At 73.0% G+C, this 15,629-nt stretch carries 12 protein-coding genes; 4 read left to right on the top strand and 8 right to left on the bottom strand.

The window, feature by feature from the left end; genetic code table 11:
• Positions 1–211: 211 nt before the first annotated feature.
• The 3 genes from NBZ83_RS20370 to NBZ83_RS20360 all read right to left on the bottom strand — a co-directional run bounded on the left by NBZ83_RS20370 (position 212) and on the right by NBZ83_RS20360 (position 2,835).
• Positions 212–1,711 (bottom strand): toll/interleukin-1 receptor domain-containing protein, encoded by a 1,500-nt coding sequence (locus NBZ83_RS20370; protein ID WP_261575596.1) that lies wholly within the window; start codon positions 1,709–1,711, stop codon positions 212–214.
• A gap of 243 nt (positions 1,712–1,954) precedes the next feature.
• Positions 1,955–2,221 (bottom strand): RidA family protein, encoded by a 267-nt coding sequence (locus NBZ83_RS20365; protein WP_261575595.1) that lies wholly within the window; start codon positions 2,219–2,221, stop codon positions 1,955–1,957.
• On the bottom strand, positions 2,218–2,835 hold the full coding sequence (locus tag NBZ83_RS20360; protein ID WP_261575594.1) for a CGNR zinc finger domain-containing protein: 618 nt from the start codon (positions 2,833–2,835) through the stop codon (positions 2,218–2,220). The genes NBZ83_RS20365 and NBZ83_RS20360 overlap by 4 nt, the downstream gene beginning before the upstream one ends.
• Before the next feature lie 786 nt (positions 2,836–3,621).
• On the opposite strand from NBZ83_RS20360, the gene NBZ83_RS20355 reads away from it, so the two are divergent.
• Positions 3,622–9,834 carry a type I polyketide synthase gene (locus NBZ83_RS20355; RefSeq protein ID WP_261575593.1) on the top strand — a complete coding sequence of 2,071 codons (6,213 nt, stop codon included), beginning with the start codon at positions 3,622–3,624 and terminating at the stop codon, positions 9,832–9,834.
• A 130-nt stretch (positions 9,835–9,964) separates the two neighbouring features.
• Here the strand turns inward: NBZ83_RS20355 and NBZ83_RS20350 are convergent, their stop codons facing one another.
• Positions 9,965–11,134 carry a glycerophosphodiester phosphodiesterase gene (locus NBZ83_RS20350; RefSeq protein ID WP_261575592.1) on the bottom strand — a complete coding sequence of 390 codons (1,170 nt, stop codon included), beginning with the start codon at positions 11,132–11,134 and terminating at the stop codon, positions 9,965–9,967.
• Between the two features lie 304 nt (positions 11,135–11,438).
• Here NBZ83_RS20350 and NBZ83_RS20345 point away from each other — a divergent pair, with 304 nt between their 5' ends.
• A complete protein-coding gene (locus NBZ83_RS20345; protein ID WP_261570853.1) occupies positions 11,439–11,636 on the top strand; it encodes a hypothetical protein in 198 nt (65 codons plus the stop codon).
• A 12-nt stretch (positions 11,637–11,648) separates the two neighbouring features.
• Here the strand turns inward: NBZ83_RS20345 and NBZ83_RS20340 are convergent, their stop codons facing one another.
• From NBZ83_RS20340 to NBZ83_RS20330, 3 genes are read right to left on the bottom strand one after another with little or no spacing between them, the layout of a single operon-like run.
• The gene (locus NBZ83_RS20340) at positions 11,649–12,092 is read right to left on the bottom strand and encodes an SRPBCC family protein (protein WP_261570852.1); all 444 of its coding nucleotides are present in this window, start codon (positions 12,090–12,092) and stop codon (positions 11,649–11,651) included.
• A 20-nt stretch (positions 12,093–12,112) separates the two neighbouring features.
• Complete coding sequence (locus NBZ83_RS20335) at positions 12,113–12,463, bottom strand: ArsR/SmtB family transcription factor (protein ID WP_261570851.1); 351 nt, start codon at positions 12,461–12,463, stop codon at positions 12,113–12,115.
• Positions 12,460–12,921, bottom strand: a complete 462-nt coding sequence (locus NBZ83_RS20330) for an SRPBCC family protein (RefSeq protein WP_261570850.1) — start codon at positions 12,919–12,921, stop codon at positions 12,460–12,462. The genes NBZ83_RS20335 and NBZ83_RS20330 overlap by 4 nt, the downstream gene beginning before the upstream one ends.
• A gap of 273 nt (positions 12,922–13,194) precedes the next feature.
• Here NBZ83_RS20330 and NBZ83_RS20325 point away from each other — a divergent pair, with 273 nt between their 5' ends.
• Both NBZ83_RS20325 and NBZ83_RS20320 read left to right on the top strand, forming a co-directional pair.
• A complete protein-coding gene (locus NBZ83_RS20325) occupies positions 13,195–13,845 on the top strand; it encodes a transposase (protein ID WP_498041067.1) in 651 nt (216 codons plus the stop codon).
• On the top strand, positions 13,749–13,970 hold the full coding sequence (locus tag NBZ83_RS20320; protein WP_261575591.1) for a PIN domain-containing protein: 222 nt from the start codon (positions 13,749–13,751) through the stop codon (positions 13,968–13,970). The genes NBZ83_RS20325 and NBZ83_RS20320 overlap by 97 nt, the downstream gene beginning before the upstream one ends.
• A gap of 116 nt (positions 13,971–14,086) precedes the next feature.
• Here the strand turns inward: NBZ83_RS20320 and NBZ83_RS20315 are convergent.
• The coding region (locus tag NBZ83_RS20315) for an FAD-dependent monooxygenase (RefSeq protein WP_261575590.1) at positions 14,087–15,629 on the bottom strand (1,543 nt) is incomplete at its 5' end.

The raw sequence follows: 15,629 nt of genomic DNA, 5'->3' as shown, positions 1-15,629 counted from the left end.
CCCCGCACCCCCCGCACCCACCGCCGCTGGCCCGGCGCCGGCCACATCGCCGGCCACATCGCCGGCCTGAGGTTCGAACCTCGTAGAGGCTCCCGTCGTCAGGGCGACCGCCCCATCGATGTTCGTCACCTGCGGTGTGGTGGGTACGGATTCACGGGCTCGGACCGTGCACAGCACACCGCGACTGGCACCGCCGCGTCCGCCGAAATACTTACTTCAAGTTCCATAGTCTCAAAGTGCCATCTTCGCTGCCGGTGGCGAGGACCTTCCCGTCCGGCCTAAACGCGACTGACCAAATCGGGTCATCGTATCCGGTTAGAAACTCGCCGATGATGTGTGGCCGACTCGGACTGGAGATATCACGTAGTCGCACAACCCCGTCGTCGATGCTGGTGGCCAGAGTTTTTCCGTCTGGTCCGAATGCCATCGACCAGAGGCCGTTGATGTGCCCGGTCAGGAACATGCCGATCGCACGTGGCCGGCTTGGGTCAGACACATCCCATAGCCATACCTTCTTGTCGTCACTGCCGGTGGCCAGGGTCTGCCCGTCCGGACTGAACACTGCTGACTCAACCAGGTCGGTGTGACCGGAAAGTGGATCGCCTATCATGTCCGGCTCACTCGGGTTGCTTATATCCCACAGCTGCACCGCACAGTCCCTGCTGCTGGCCAGGATATGGCCAAACCTGCTAAATCCCACCGACAAGGCGGTGTGATTGTGCAGGTTGAAGGGGTGGAGGGCCGTAAATGGATGGTATGGCTCCTCTATGGGTGGAATATTCACCTGGTACACCATTCCCTGGGAACCGGTGATAAACAGGGTCCGGCCGTCCGGACTGAACGCCAGTGAAGTCACCGCACTGAGGCGTAGGGTGGGAGCTCTATCGATCGCACGTGGCTGGCCTGGATCGGTGATATCCCACAGCCGCACCACTCCTTTTTCGCTGCCGGTGGCCAGGACCCTCCCGTCCCGTCCGAACACTGCTGAGATCACATTGTCGGAGCCGTCGAGAGACTTGTCGATCGCATGCGGCTGACCTGGATTGCTCACATCCCACAACCACACCCCATCACCGCCTCCGGCGGCCAGGATCCGTCCGTCCAGCCCAAACGCTACCGACTGCACCGCGCCGGTGTGGCTAGTAAAGGGTTCGCCCATCAGGGGTGGCTTAGCTGATCTCGGCTGTGGTGGCCGTTGATGATGGGGAAAGGAAGGCGGTCGTTCCGGCGATGTCTGGCGCGGTCGGACCGGAAACGCTGGTTCGATATCGGGTTTCACCCTGCCATCCAAAGCCCCTCGGACTTGGACAAGCAGATACGACCGGGCCTCGTCGGGGGAAAGATCGAATAAATCGATGGAGACCACCGCGCCGAGCAGCCCTGGACGGTCGCAGTCCTCGACCCGAACCGGGAGCAGCTTGCGGGCCAATCCCCTTGGGTCTGCGGCATGAGCGGCTTGCCACTCCTCCTTCCCGTAGACCGAGGCGAGGTAGGAGTCGGACAGCACCGCGATGGTCCGAGTTGCCTGGGTAACCCCCTCCTGCATCTTGACGTGCCAGTTTGAGCCCGCGACGAAATCCCAGGCTTGAATCAACACACGGTGGCCGGCGTCCTCTAACTGCCAGGCCACCCACTCCGCCCATTGTCGATCAACGGCGGTGTAGGAGACGAAGAAGTCCCAACCGGCCGCATCGTGCCCAACCCCCGACATACTGCAACATCCTCTACCAGCGTCGTAATCGAGTGCGCAGGGGTGGACGTCGGTTGCAGGGCGTGACGCCCGACGCGCTGCCGTTCCGGCAGGTCCATGGGGCGACGCCTCGCTGGAGTGCTGACCGGTGGACTTTCGATCGGCCTTGCGTATCAGCCAGGTCTCGGCCGTCGCCGCAGCTCCGGGATTGTGTCGCCGCCGGCCGGCCCAAGCCTTACTCGCCTGAATGCGGGCCGGATGCGGTCAGCCGAGGGCGGCGGTGGCCTCGATCTCGACCACGTTCAGCCGGGCGACGTGCTCGGGCCTCGCCTCGGCGGCGGCGAGCAGCGTGAGGACGTTGCGCAGCGCCTGGGCGGTCTGCTCGGCGATCCCGCCGGTGATGACGCCCTCGCGGTCGGTCCCGTTCTGGCCGCCGATGTAGAGGGTCCAGCCCGCCTCGGCCACCGTCGCCTGCGAGAAGGCGGGCGAGGAGTGCAGCTCGGGTGGGTTGAGGTGGGTGACGGTGCTCATCGGTGTCGCTCCTTCGTCGGGGCCGTTGTGGTCGACGCTGTGGGGGTGCCGGCGGCGGTGCGGTGCGTGCGGACCTTGGCGCGATTGCCGCAGCGGCGCATGGAGCACCAGCGCCGGGAGCTGGCGCGGGAGTCGTCGTGGAAGATCAGGGCGCAGTCGTCGGCGGCGCAGGTGCGGATGCGGGCGCTGCCGGCGGCGAAGGTGCGCACGGCGTCGCGCGCGACCGTGGCCAGCGCCCGCGGCGCGCTGGGTGCGGGCGGCACGAGGATGCCACCGCCGAGATGGGGGGCCAGGTCGGCGCCGGCGGCGAACGCGTTGAGGACATCCACCGCCGCCGGGTCCGGGGCGGCGTCGACGGCGAGGGCCCGCGTCACGGCGACGATCGCCGCCCGCAGGTTGAGCGCCGCGGCCAGGACGGCGGCGTCCACCGGGCCGGCCAACGGCCCGAACCGCTGGGTGAGCCAGTCGGCGAGGTCGTCGGGGCTGTGCAGCCGCTCCCAGGCGGGGTTGGCGTAGCCGAGATCGCCGGTGTAGGCGAAGTCGAGGCACAGCGCGCCCGAGTCGAAGAACCATCGGGTTCCGGCCCGGTCGGTGAACCACTGCCCCGTGCCCATGTAACCATCATGGAGGGTTACGAACGGAGGGGCTGTATCGGGCCGCGGGTGTGCCTTCATCGGGGGTTCTTTCGGGTGTGTCCCCCGTGACACCGGCAGGGATCGGCGTCGGCCGGAAGCGCCTTGGTGGGGGGCCCTTGGTAGTGGCCGGCCCTGGCGGAAGGCCGGCCCCGGCAGGAAACGCGGCGGCTCGGGCGGGGCATCTGGCACCGCCGGCAGCAGGCCTGGTGGGGCCACCGCGCCAAGCCCGGTCGTCCCGCCCGAAGCGTGGTGAGTGGACGCCCCCGCGACGGGGCGATCGGGCGTGAGCATGCAGACACCCCGCGGCCGGCCATGCACCGTCACCTGCACGGATGACGGTCTGGGCCAGGGCAGCATGGCCCGATCGCGCCAGGGTCATTTGTCGTAGTTCGGCGCGGTCGGGCACGATGCGACCATGCGTCCAAGGTGATCAACAATCGGGCGCCGGTACCTGAGTCGTCCGACCGGAACAACGAGCCGTCGCCTTGCGAGTGGAGGTGGACGGCGGCCCGGTCCGGCGTCGGGCCGGTCGCCCGAGTCGGCGTCTGCGTGGCCGCGCAGACGCACCCGATTGGCCCGGGATTCATCGGGACGCTGACTTTCCTCTGTGCTGCACACCGGCGGCTGGCGCGTCGCCTCTGCGCGGACTCGGACCCCTTCCGTGCCCGTTGCGCCCGCGCGCCGGTTGTCCGTTGGCCACGCGCGGGCGCAGGCAACCGTCATCGACACATCGTTGCCCTGTTCCTGAGCAATGTGGGAGTTCGCATGCACGATCTGCGCCAGAACCTCGGACGATCCCCGCGCGCGGCGGGCGGATCGGACGGGGCGTGGCGGGACCGGCTGGCCGGCCGGCCGGCGGACGCTCAGCACGAGCTGATGCTCGACCTCGTCACGGAGCAGGTCGCCGCCGTGGCCGGTACGGGCGCCGGGGTCGTGGACCGGGGGGCGCCGTGGCGCGCGCTCGGGGTCTACCGCCACATCGCCGAGCGGCTGCGGGCCGCGCTGGCCGAGCAGACGGGGTTGCGCCTGCCCGCCACCCTGTTCTTCGACCGGCCGACGCCGCACGCCCTCGCGGACCATCTGCGGCGCGAACTGCTCGGGATCGGCGACGAGATCACCGCGGTGAACCCGACGGCGGGACCGGCGGCGGTCGGCGCCGCGGCCGGTGGCTGGTTCCGGCCGGCCGACGACCCGATCGTCATCGTCGGCATGGGCTGCCGGCTGGCCGGCGGCGTCGACTCGCCGCAGGCGCTGTGGGAGCTGGTGCACGCCGGGCGCGACGCCGTCGCCGGCCTGCCCGAGGACCGGGGCTGGGATCTGGCCGGGCTCTACCACCCGGACCCCGACCATCCCGGCACCGCCTACACCCGCCACGGCGGGTTCCTGACCGGTATCGACCAGTTCGATCCGGCGTTCTTCGGGATCGGCCCGCGGGAGGCAGGCGCCCTCGACCCGCAGCAGCGGCTGATGCTGGAGGTCTCCTGGGAGGCGCTGGAGCGGGCCGGCATCGACCCCCGCTCCCTGCGCGGCAGCCGCACCGGCGTGTTCACCGGGGTCTCGTTGCAGGACTACGGACCGGCCTGGCACACTGCGCCGCCCGACGCGCAGGGTCAGCTGCTCACCGGCAACGCCTCCGGGGTGATCGCCGGCCGGGTCGCCTACACCTTCGGCCTGGAGGGGCCCGCGCTGAGCGTGGACACCCAGTGCTCGGCCTCGCTGGTCGCCACCCATCTGGCCAGCCAGTCGCTGCGCGCGGGGGAATGCGACCTGGCGCTCGTCGGCGGGGTGACGGTCATGTCGACGCCGGGAATCCTGGTCGAGTTCAGCCGCAAGCGGGGGCTGGCGCCGGACGGGCGGTGCAAGGCGTTCTCCGCCGACGCCGACGGCACCGGCTGGGCGGACGGCGCGGGCGTGCTGCTGCTGGAGCGGCTGTCCGACGCGCGCCGGCGCGGTCACCGGGTCCACGCGGTGCTGCGCGGCACGGCGATCAACCAGGACGGCGCCAGCAACGGGCTGACCGCCCCCAACGGACTGTCCCAGCAGCGCCTCATCCGCCAGGCACTGGCCAACGCCGGCCTGCGGACCGCCGACGTCGACGCGGTCGAGGCGCACGGCACCGGGACCACGCTCGGCGACCCGATCGAGGCCCAGGCCGTCCTCGCGACCTACGGTCAGGACCGGCCGGCCGGCCGGCCGCTGTACCTGGGCTCGCTGAAGTCCAACATCGGCCACGCCCAGGCCGCCGCCGGGGTCTGCGGGATCATCAAGATGGTCCAGGCGTTGCGCCACGAGGTGCTGCCGCGCACCCTGCACGTCCGCGAGCCGTCGCCGCACGTCGACTGGTCGGCCGGCGACGTCGAGCTGCTCACCGACAACGTGACCTGGGCGCGCCGCGAGGGCCGCCCGCGCCGGGCCGGCGTGTCGGCGTTCGGGGTGAGCGGCACCAACGCCCACATCATCCTCGAGGAGGCCCCGGCCGAGCCGCGCCCACCCGCGCCGCGCAGCGGCACCGCCGACCACCCCGGCACCGCCGACCACCCCGGCACCATCCCGCCGCCTGCCGCTGTCATGCCGCCTGCCGCTGTCATGTCGCCTGCCGTGCCGACGGCGCCGGGTGGGGTACAGGCCGGCGCGCCGGTGCCGATCGTGTTGTCCGGCCGGACGCCGGCGGCGCTGCGCGCCCAGGCCGAGCAGCTCGCCACCTACCTGGAACACCATCCGGATCTCGACCCGGTCGACGTCGCCCACACCCTCGCCGGCCGGACCCGCTTCGAGCACCGGGCCGTGGCGCTGGCCGGCCGGCGCCGGGGCGGCGACGGTGCCCGGCGCCTCGCGGGCACCCTGTCCGCGTTCGCCGCGGGCCGACCGGCGGCCGGGGTCGTCCTCGGCGCGGTCGCCTCGGCCGCGCCGAGCCGCACCGCGCTGCTGTTCACCGGGCAGGGCAGCCAGCGCAACGGGATGGGCCGGGACCTCTACGGCGCCTTCCCCGCCTTCGCCGACAGTCTGGACGAGATCTGCGAACGGTTCGCCGACCATCTCGCCCGGCCGCTGCATGAGGTGATGTTCGCGGCCCCCGGCACGTCGGACGCGGCCCTGCTGCACCGCACCGAGTACACCCAGCCGGCGCTGTTCGCCTTCGGCGCGGCGCTCCACCGGCTGATCACCTCCTGGGGGGTGACCCCGGCGCTGCTCGCCGGCCACTCCATCGGCGAGCTGACCGCCGCGCACGTCGCCGGCGTGTGGTCGCTGGACGACGCGGTGACGCTGGTCGCTGCCCGCGGCCGGCTCATGCAGGCCTGCCGTCCCGGCGGCGCGATGATCGCGATCCGGGCGGCTGTCGACGAGGTCGCCGCGTCGCTGGCCGGGTACGCGGGGCGGGTGGAGATCGCCGCCGTCAACGGGCCCGAGGCGACGGTGATCGCCGGGGACGCCGACGCGGCCGAGCGGATCGCCGCCGGCTGGGCGGCCCGCGGGCACGCGACGAGGCGGCTCACGGTCAGCCACGCCTTCCACTCCCCGCACATGGCGGGCATGCTCGCCGAGTTTCGCACCGTCGCCGAGCAGGTCACCCACCACCGGCCGACGATCCCGATCGTGTCCACCCTCACCGGCGAGCCGGCCGGCGAGGAGCTGTGCACCGCCGACTACTGGGCCCGCCACGCCCGCGGCGCGGTGCGCTTCCTCGACGCCGCCCGCCGCCTGCACGCCGAGGGCGCCACCGCGTTCTGCGAACTCGGCCCCGACGCGGTCCTCACCGCGTTGCTGCCCGCCTGCCTGCCGGCGGACGCCGCGGCGCCGATCGCGGTCGCGTCCACCCGCGCCGGCCGCCCGGAGGCCGCCACCCTGCTCACCGCGCTGGCCGGTCTCGACACCCATGGCGTCGACGTGGACTGGCGGGCCGTCATCGGCCGCGCCGGCACCGTCGTCGACCTGCCCACCTACCCGTTCCAGCGCCGGCGCTACTGGCTCGCGGGCACCGCCGCCGTCATCCCCGCCCCCCGCCAGGCCGACGCCGCCCCGGCCATCTCGCAGCTCGGCATCTCGCAGCCCGCCGCTGCCCAGCCCGCCGCCGCCCAGTCCGTCGCCGACGTGCCGGCGGGCGGGGCCGGGGCGGCGGCCGAGGCCAGCGATCCCGGCACCTGGCGTTACCGCACCGTCTGGCAGCCGATGGCCGACGCGGACATCACCGCGGCGATCGCCGCGCAGGCCGGCGCCATCGCGCCGTTGGACGGCCGGTGGCCCGTGCTCGTCCCGCCGACCGGGGTGGACGAGGATCTGCTCGCCCGCGTCACCTGGATGATCGAGCGTCTCGGCGGCACGCCGCTGGCGGTGCCGCTCGCCCGTGCCGACCGGGGTGCGATCGCCGCACGGCTGGTCGAGGCGGGGTTCGGCGGTGCGCAGCCGAACCCCGCCGCCAGCGCGCCGGTCGGCGACGGGGTCGGCGGCATCGTCTCCCTGCTTGCCCTCGACGGCACCCCCCACCAGGACCATCCGCAGCTGACCACCGGGCTCGCCCTCACCGTCACCGTCGTCCAGGCGCTGGGCGATCTGCGGGTGGGCGCGCCGCTGTGGGCCGTCACCCGCGGGGCGGTCACGACGGGCGTGGAGGATCCGGTTACCCAGCCGGAGCAGGCGATGATCTGGGGTCTCGGCCGCACGCTGGCGCTGGAGACGCCGCGGGTCTGGGGTGGCCTCATCGACCTGCCCACCAGCCTCGACGACCAGACGCTGCTGTGGTTCGGCACCGCACTGACCGCCCCCGGCGGCGAGGACCAGTTCGCCCCCCGCCCGCAGGGCCTGCGGGTGCCCCGCCTGCTGCGCATCCCCGAGGGCATCCCCGCGGGCATCCCCGAGACGGACTCCGTGTCGGGGCGGACCGAGGCGCGGACCGAGGCGTGGGCGGGGGCGTGGCGACCCGACGGGACCGTGCTGATCACCGGCGGCACCGGCGCCCTCGGCGCGCATACCGCCCGCCGCCTGGCCCGCGACGGCGCCCGCCGCGTCGTGCTGGCCAGCCGGCGTGGACCTGACAGCCCCGGCGCCCGGGTGCTGCTCGACGAGCTCGCCGCGCTGGGCACCCACGCCACGATCGACGCCTGCGACGTCGCCGACCCCGACCGGCTCGCCGAGCTGCTGCGCCAGCTGGCCGACGCCGGCGAACCGGTCACCGCCGTCGTGCACGCCGCCGGCACCGCCGGCCCGACGATGCCGCTGGCACGGCTGACCCTGGCCGAGTTCGCGGACGTCGTCGCGGGGAAGGTCGCCGGCGCCGGCGCGCTCGACCGTCTGCTCGACGGCCCGGACGGGGCGAAGGTGGCGGCGTTCGTGCTGTTCTCGTCGATCTCGGGGGTCTGGGGTAGCGGCAACCAGGCCGCCTACAGCGCCGGCAACGCCTACCTCGACGCCCTCGCCGCCCGCCGCCGCGCCGAGGGCCGGCCGGCCACCGCGGTGGCCTTCGGCCCGTGGGCCGACGCCGGCCTCGGCGCCGAACCGGCGCTGCGCGACTACCTGACCCGCCGTGGCCTGCGTCCGCTGGCTCCCGAACCGGCCGTCACCGCGCTCACCCGGGCCGTCGCCGCGGGCGAGACGGCGATGACCGTCGTCGACGTCGCCTGGGAGACGTTCCTGCCGTCCATCACCGCGGCCCGGCCCAGCCGCTTCTTCGAGGAACTGCCCGTCGCGGCCCCGCCCGCGGGGCTGCCCGGACAGCCGGCGCCGTCGGCGCGGGTGGGCCAGACCGTCCCGACCGTGCTCGGCCTGCGACCACCGCGGCGCGCCCGGGCGCTGGCCGAACTGGTCCAGGCCGAGGCCGCGGCCATCCTCGGCTACGACACTCCCGAGGAGCTCGACCCGACGCGGCGCTTCCTCGAACTCGGCTTCGACTCACTGGCCTCCGTCGAACTCAGCCGCCGGCTGGCCGCGGTGTCCGGCCTGGCGCTGGCCACCCAGGTCGTGTTCGAGCACCCGACGGTCACCGAGCTTGCCGCCCACCTCGACACCCTCGCCGCCCAAATGACCGCCGCCGCTCATCCGGCCGCCGCTCATCCGGCCGGCGCCGCCCACCCGGCCGGCGCTGCCCCGGGCGCCGCCGCGGCGGCGTCGGGCACGGCCACGACGGGTGGCGCGGTCGAGGTCGGGGTGCGCGGGCTGTACCGGCAGGCCTGCGCGCAGGGCAAGTTCGCCGCCGGCGTCGGCGTGCTGCGCGCCGCCGCCCGGCTGCGTCCGGTGTTCGACACGGCCGCCGAATTCGGCCCGCCCGCGCGGCCGGTGCGCCTGGCCACCGGCCCGGCACCCGTCGCGCTGGTGTGCCTGCCGTCGATGGTGGCCCCGTCCGGGCCGCACAACTTCGCCCGGATCGCGCTGCACCTGCACGGCCTGCGCGACGTCTACGCGCTGCCGCACCCGGGATTCGGCGACGGCGAACTGCTGCCGGCGAACGCCGAGCTCGTCATCGAGATGCACGCCGACACTGTCGCGCGTGCCTTCCCCGTCACGCCCGTCGTCATCGCCGGGTACTCCTCCGGCGGCTGGTTGGCGCACGCGATCGCCTCCGCGCTGGAGGACCGGGGGGTGCACCCCGCGGCCGTGGCGCTGCTCGACACGTGGCTGCCCACCGACCGCATCCCGGAGGAGGACATCCACGAGGAGCTGCGCGGCATCGCCGTCAACGACCAGGCGTTCGCGCTGATGACCGAGGCGCAGATCACCGCGCAGGGCGCCTACCTCGACCTGTTCGAGAACTGGCGGCCGCGTGACGTCGCCGCGCCGGTCATGCTCCTGCGGGCGGCCGAGCGGATGCCCCGGCGCACCGTCGCCGAGGACATCACCGGGCACGGGCAGGCGTGGACGACCGACTGGTCGATGGACCACGACTCCTTCGACGTGGCCGGCGACCACCAGTCGATGATGAACGAGCACGCCGCGTCGACCGCCCGTGACCTGCACCGCTGGCTGGAGCGGCTGGAGGGGGCGAGGTAGCTCGGCCCGGCACCTGCGCGACCTGCTCGGCTGAGGTGGGCGGCGGGGGCCGACGAGCGGTGCGGTGCGGGGACGGCCCTGTCCCCGCACCGCTGCCGCCTCGGGCTGCCGCACCGCACCGCGGCGGCTCTCAGGTCGCCGAGTGCGGGGCCGGCTGGGCGGCGCCGATCGACTGTCCGGCAGCGACGGCGCGGGCGAGGACGCCGATGTCGGCCTGGTCGGTGAACAGCCCGTCGATGCCGGCCCGGAGGTAGGCGACCTGCTCGTCGATGGCCCGGCCGAAGTCGTTCGCGGCGGTGCCGCGGCGGTAGTCCGCCGGCAGGAACGTGTTCTCCGCCCTGAACGTGTACGGGTGCAGGACGAGCCCGGCGGCGTGCGCGTCGGTGACCAGCGACGTCGCCCGGCCCAGCGATCCGTCGGGGTTGCGGGGGATGACCTGCAGCTTGTCGGGGCCGATGCCGGTGGCGTAGGCGGCGATGGCGCGCAGGCCGGCCGGTGTCACGAGGTCGGCGTAGGTCCGCTTGTCCCCGGCGTCGACGAGGTCGAACGGCGCCCCTTCGGCCGACAGCAGCTGCACCACCGACGTGCGCAGCCCGAGCTTGCGCAGCTGGGCGAGGTTCGTCGTCTCGAAGGACTGGACGAACACCGCCGCCTCGCGCCGGTTGAGGCCGTAGCGGTTCAGGGTGTCGACGAGGCGCTGCTCCAGAGGCAGCCCGGCCTTGGCGAAGTAGGTCGGATGCTTGGTCTCCGGGTAGACGCCGATCTCCCGGCCGAGCTCCTTCGACAGCCGGGCCCGCAGATCGAGGACCTCGGTGAACGCCGGGATCTCGAACAGCCCGTCGTAAAGGGTGTTCTCCTGGCGCACCTCGGGCAGCCGCTCCTTGGCGCGCAGCGTCTTCAGCTCGGCCAGGGTGAAGTCCTCGGTGAACCAGCCGGTGGTCGCCACGCCGTCGAGTGACGCCGTCTTCTTCCGGCCGGCGAACTCGGGGTGGTCGGCGACGTTCGTCGTCCCGCCGATCTCCGGTTCGTGCCGGCAGACGAGGACGCCGTCCTTCGTGGGCACCAGGTCGGGCTCCACGAAGTCCGCGCCCAGGCGTGCGGCCAGCTCGTAGGAGGCCAGGGTGTGCTCGGGGCGGTAGCCGGAGGCGCCGCGGTGCCCGATGACCAGCGTCGAACGGCGGCGCTCGCCGCCGGCGGCCGTTCCGGCGGCCGTTCCGGCGGCCAGTGCGGGCCCCGCTGCCGCCACCGACGCGGCGAGCGGAGCGGCGGCAAGTGGTGTTGCAGCGATTGCCGTGAGCACCCGACGGCGGTCCACGAAACCTCCAGCGTGCCGGGCGGCGACTCTCGCCGCTGGCGTCGCTCACCCAGCGAAGCGGGGACAGATTGCAGCACGGAGGACCCGGCCTTGCCCGCCGGGGGCGCCCAGCCGTCGAGTGGATGAACACCGCGCCGGTGGCATGCGGATCCGGGACGCTGCGATGGGAAATGCCAATCCCACCGGCCGGCCCGGCTGCGCCGGGTAGCCCCGGGGGGATCTCGCCCTCGGGCCCCCACAGCACGGAGCATGACGGTCTCCTGTCACTCCGCGCACCAGGTAGGTGTTGATGCGTTCAACCACGGATGACCGGATTCAGCCACGCCGCGAGCGCCGCAATGTCCTCGGTTGTGCGCAGGTTGATCCCACCCTGCCGGCGGATAATCTTCGGCTGGTGGAGTTCGCGGCGCGGATGCTGGCGGACCTGCCGCGCAAGGACCAGCGGACCGCCGAGACGATCACCTCGGGCGACGCCGGACGGGGCTGACCGCCCGCCGGCTCAGTGCCAGTCGCTGATCTGCACGTCCCGCGGCGCTGGCGCGCCCTCGCCGGTCTCCACCAGGGACTTCAGGCTCATCAGGAACGAGCCCCACTTGGTGCTGCAGTGGTGCATGAACTCCACCGGCTCCTTCCAGCCCTGGTGCTTGAACAGCACAATCGTGTAGTCGCCGTCCTGGCGGAGGTCCCAGTCGATCGTCGTCCCGATCCATTCCTCGGGGCCGTCGACCACCCGCCACGCCACCCGCTCGGACGGCCGTAGCTCGATGACCTCCATGTCGAAGCCACCTACCGGGAACCGGAACTCGAGTACGCCGCCGACGTCGCCACTCCCCTTCGTGTCGTCGGTCCACCAGCCGGCGAGGCCCTCGACGGTCGTCAGCGTGTCGTACACCTTCTCTGGTGTCGGGGTCTTGACCCCGATCCTGTGCAGAATGTCCACCATCTCGACTCTCCTTGATCTCGTCAGTTCTGTTGGGTGCGCTGGATCGCCTCGGCGATGCGCCTGATCCGCTGGAGCCGGGCGTCCCACGCCGCCCCGACCGACGACAGCTGGGTCACGGCGCGGGCGAGCTGGGCGTTGTCCACCCGGTACCGCTTCTCCCGGCCCGTCGGCGTCGCCCGGACCAGGCCGGCCCGGTCGAGGACGCCGAGGTGCTTGGCCACTGCCTGCCGGGTGACCGGCAGCTGCTGGCTCAGGGTGGTCGCGGTGCCGTCGCCCTCGATGAGTAGCAGGTCGAGCATGCGGCGCCGGGTCGGGTCCCCGATCGCGGACCAGAGGTCGTCGTCGACCTTCCCGGTCACCGCGGTGTTCATGGCCGCACCTGCAGCGTCGCGACGTAGGGTGCCAGCCGCGGCAGGTAGAAGTCCCAGCCGGTGACGTGCTCCTGGTACTGCTGCTCGAGGACGGCGATCTCCCAGCCCAGCTCGCGGAAGCCGGTCTCGGTCATCCTGAGCAGCGTCCCGGCGCCCGACGGGGTCAGGTCGAAGGTGACCAGCAGCGAGTTGTCCTCCGTCGCGGCCTCGTCGGCCGGGTGCGTCCAGCGGAACGAGAACGTCCGCGGCGGACGCGCGTCGACGACGGTGAACGCCACCACTGTCCCGCCGGCGTCGCGGTCACCGAAGACGATCTCCCCCGGGGATCCGGGCGTCGGTTCGTACCGGGCGTCGTCCGGCCACCACTGCTTGAGGTGGTCGGGACTGCTCACCACCTCGAAGACGACCTCGGGCGACGCCTCAATGTAGATCTCGCGCTCGATGGTTCCGAACTCCATGAAGCCCTCCCGCAACCTTTGGTTGCACATCAGGTTACCCGGAGGTTCGGAGTCGCGCAACCATCAGTTGCACCTCGGAGTCGACCGGACCGCGCAGACGCTGCGCGAGCCGTTCGGGATGCCGGCTGTCGACGAGCACGGTCACGGCGATGACCAGCCGCGCCGCCGAAGGCCTGGACGGCTTGCGGCACGCTCGTCGGCCGATCGACGTCGTGCCACGCGGGTGATGGCCGGCCGGTTCTAGGGCACGTCGCAGGCGCCGCGACGGCGCATGTGGGCCGCCAGTGGCTGGGCCGGTACGGCAAGACCGACAACGGCGTGGTCACCGTGAGCACTCTGTGGGCCGATGACCGTGTCTACTCTCCGCTCGCGGTCGAGCTGGCTCGGCGTGCCCGCCCGGCCGGGGTGGCCTTCCGGGCGGTGGTGGCCGACTGCGCCTACGGCGACCACGACGGGGTGCGTGCCGAGCTGCGCGGGGCGGGGCTGCCGTTCGTCATGGCCCTCACACCGCACCGGGGGACCTGGGCCTACGGCCCCGACGCGCATACCCCGGTGGACGCCGCCCGGCAGCTGACCTGGAACGGTCCGGATGATCCCGGGGACTGGACGGCAGTGACCCGCGCCTTCCGGGACGGGCACACCGCCACCGGGTGGGTGGCCGAGGCTCGGCTGGGCTGGTGGGGGCCGGACGGGAACACCCGGCTGGTGGTGGCCACCACCGACCCGGCCCGCCTCCCCGACGCCAGCACCTGGAGGTTTATGCAGAACTTTCGGTGTGTCGCGCTCACGCGACACACGCCTCGCCCGTTACTCGTTCCCTGCCTCGTGTGCTCACCGAGGTCTGCTATCTGCTGTCACGGGAGAAGGGAACCCGCGCCGAAGCCGCGTTCCTGCGCTCCATCGGGGCCGGACGGATCAGCCTGATCCCGTTGGCCCGGCCGGACATCGAGCGGGTCGTCGAGCTCGTTGAGAAATATGTCGACTTTCCACTCGGCGCGATTGACGCTTCTGTCGTCGCAATCGCCGAATCGCCGAAAGGCTTGGAGTAGATGCCGTGGCGACTCCTGATCGACGGAATTTCTCGATCCTGCGCACCAGGAGCCCCATCGAGTTTCTCCCGTAACTGCGGAATCTCCGCTCCTCCGTACCCGTTGTGCTCCGGCGATCATGATGTTCCGCGGAGTGGCGCCACGCCTTCGGGCGAGTCCTCGGCCCGTGCCGATCCCCGCTCGGATCGTGCCGGCGCGTACCGCCCCGGTGGGCGCGGGGTGATGCCGTGCGCGTGCAGGTAGAGCTCCAGGTGGACGACGTGATCGCCGATCGACCGGTAGGCGAGGTAGCCGTCGGGACGGACGAGGATGGCCTCGCCGACCGCGGCGCCGTAGCGCGCCCGCGCCCGCCCCGCCGGGTCGACGACGGTGCCGTCGCGGAGAGTGGTCGTCTCGCCACCGGAGTTCGGCTCCCGGTCGGTGTCCGCCTCGTCGGGGTTGGGCTCGGCATCGGTAGTCGCAACAACCCGGACGGTGACGAGGTCGCCGAAACGGGCGTGGATCCGGGCGGCGTCGTCGCGCAGTCGGCGGGCCGCGGCCGGGTCGCCGCCGGCGAACAGCAGCAGCGAGAACCAGGGGGTCCGGGTCGCCTGGCGCAGCGTCGGGCCGCCCGGGGTGGCGAGCGCGGCGTCCGGTGCGAGCGCCCCCGGGCCCGGGACGCCGCGCCGGCGGCCGCGGTGGCCCGGCGCGCTCTCGGTGAGGGGGCTGTCGGGGTAGCCGAGCCCGAGCTGGCTGAACACGCCCGCCGCCCACCGGCCCAGCGGCGGGCTGGCAGCGATCAGGCGCAGGGCGAGGCCACGTGCCTGCCGGGCGGCCGGGTGCTGCGCGGTGACCGCGTGGGTCGCCCGGGCCGTGCCGGTCAGCAGCCGGTCGGCGACCGGCTCCCGCTCGGCGGCGTAGGTGTCGAGCAGGGCTGTGTCGGCCTGCCCGAGGGCGACCAGCGCGAGGCGCCAGCCCAGGGCGTAGGCGTCCTGCAGGCCGGTGTTCATGCCCTGCCCGCCGACGGGGCTGTGCGAGTGCGCCGCGTCGCCCGCGAGCAGCACCCGCCCGCGTCGCACCGTCGCCGCCCGACGCTGGTGGATGCGGAACGTGCTCGTCCAGATCGCCTCGGCCAGCCGTGGCGGATCGGGCAGCCGCTCGTCGAGCAGCCGTTGCAACGATGCCAGGTCGGGATCGGCGGGGCGGTCGCCGGGATTGTCGTCGGGGTGGGCGTCGGTGGTGTCGGCGATGAAACGCCAGCGACGGTCGCCGGGCATCGGGAAGGCGGCGACGAGCCCGGTGGGGGAGAAGGTCACCTGGACGTGGGCGCGTTCGCGGGCCCAGTCGGTCACGACGTCGCCGAGGGCGAAGGTCTCGGGCAGGTCGTAGCCGTGTGCGGCGATGCCGGCGGTGCGTCCAACCTGGCTGTGCGCGCCGTCGCAGCCGACCAGCCAGTCGGCGAGGACGGTCCGCGTCGAGCCGTCCGCGTGCCGCAGCAGCGCGACGACGTGGTCGTCCTCCTGCCGGACCTGCACGCACTCGACGCCCGTCTCCACCCGCACCCCGATGCCGGTGGCGTGCGTGCGCAGCAGATCCTCCGTCTCCGGTTGCGGCAGCGACAGCGTGAACGGGAAGGGGCTCGGCACCCGGTCGATGGGTAGCCGCACGACGGTCCCCGCC

The sequence above is a fragment of the Frankia gtarii genome (assembly GCF_025403375.1).
Taxonomy (GTDB): Bacteria; Actinomycetota; Actinomycetes; order Frankiales; family Frankiaceae; genus Frankia; species Frankia gtarii.
This window is presented reverse-complemented; position numbering and strand designations above follow the sequence as displayed.

Excerpts from the sequence above, each read along its gene's own strand:
- NBZ83_RS20370 (WP_261575596.1), bottom strand. The coding sequence starts at position 1,711 with ATGTCGGGGGTTGGGCACGATGCGGCCGGTTGGGACTTCTTCGTCTCC.
- NBZ83_RS20365 (WP_261575595.1), bottom strand. The coding sequence starts at position 2,221 with ATGAGCACCGTCACCCACCTCAACCCACCCGAGCTGCACTCCTCGCCC.
- NBZ83_RS20360 (WP_261575594.1), bottom strand. The coding sequence starts at position 2,835 with ATGGGCACGGGGCAGTGGTTCACCGACCGGGCCGGAACCCGATGGTTC.
- NBZ83_RS20355 (WP_261575593.1), top strand. The coding sequence starts at position 3,622 with ATGCACGATCTGCGCCAGAACCTCGGACGATCCCCGCGCGCGGCGGGC.
- NBZ83_RS20345 (WP_261570853.1), top strand. The coding sequence starts at position 11,439 with ATGCGTTCAACCACGGATGACCGGATTCAGCCACGCCGCGAGCGCCGC.
- NBZ83_RS20340 (WP_261570852.1), bottom strand. The coding sequence starts at position 12,092 with ATGGTGGACATTCTGCACAGGATCGGGGTCAAGACCCCGACACCAGAG.
- NBZ83_RS20335 (WP_261570851.1), bottom strand. The coding sequence starts at position 12,463 with ATGAACACCGCGGTGACCGGGAAGGTCGACGACGACCTCTGGTCCGCG.
- NBZ83_RS20330 (WP_261570850.1), bottom strand. The coding sequence starts at position 12,921 with ATGGAGTTCGGAACCATCGAGCGCGAGATCTACATTGAGGCGTCGCCC.